The sequence below is a fragment of the Pseudovibrio sp. Ad37 genome, assembly GCF_001623075.1.
Taxonomy (GTDB): Bacteria; Pseudomonadota; Alphaproteobacteria; order Rhizobiales; family Stappiaceae; genus Pseudovibrio.
This window is the reverse complement of sequence record NZ_LMCF01000073.1, coordinates 1-765: the sequence shown is the minus strand read 5'-3', so window position 1 is coordinate 765 and position 765 is coordinate 1. Positions and strand designations below refer to the sequence as shown.

At 51.0% G+C, this 765-nt stretch carries 2 protein-coding genes; both read right to left on the bottom strand.

The features are described from left to right. Positions 1-124, bottom strand: a 124-nt coding sequence (locus PsAD37_RS27530) for a transposase (RefSeq protein ID WP_193778219.1), incomplete at its 3' end; no start/stop codon positions are given. A 101-nt stretch (positions 125-225) separates the two neighbouring features. Then, the gene (locus PsAD37_RS12850; RefSeq protein WP_063296485.1) at positions 226-546 is read right to left on the bottom strand and encodes a hypothetical protein; all 321 of its coding nucleotides are present in this window, start codon (positions 544-546) and stop codon (positions 226-228) included. Between the last annotated feature and the right edge of the window lie 219 nt (positions 547-765).

Sequence of the window (765 nt, the reverse complement as noted above, 5' to 3'; positions counted from 1 at the left end):
TCTGGTTCGCGTGCACATCAAAGTCCTGAGCTAACTCACTCAAGGTTTTTTCTCCGCGAATAGCAGCAAGTGCCACTTTCGCTTTAAAAGCCGGGCTATGGTTCCGGCGAGGACGTCTGCTCATGATGGTCTCCTGTTCTTGGCATCATGCCAGTTTCAGGAGCTAAATCCACTTTCACAATCTGTCCAAATTTCCCGAGCCAGCTCTATTGCTCGGAACCGGGATCATGTGCACAGCTCCCGTAAGATCTGCGCCACCAGAGCAGAGTTGACTGGCCCGCTCAGATGAACGTAATGACCGCCCGCAAGCCGGATTTCACGACAAAGTGGATCCGCTTTGGCCGCAGCGGGCTCAGTATTCGCCATCACTGGCCGTGAAGCGCTCTCCTCGATGACACTGACAGAAACAAAACCTGTTTCAGTTGTGTGCGGTGAACTCCCTTCAAGAGTGGGATTGTAACGGGGATCTTTCAGCCAGTAATAAAGCCGCGCCTTCTTTAAACCGTGCTGCGAGGCAACCTGAGCAACAGGTATGCTGCCTTCCAATGCCTCCTGACAAACTGACCACAGGATAGATTAGCAAAAGCCTCACCATTAGGTCGCGCTTAGCTTGCAATTTATTCTATAAGCAATTGACTTAGAGCTTGTCGCGTTTAATCGGTCATGTATCCAGCTGTTTTGAAGAAGTTGTTGCACTCTTGCTTTGTGAAGAGGTCGCAGACTTGGCCTACGGCCTGCCACAGTGCTTGATAACTTCTTGCTGCG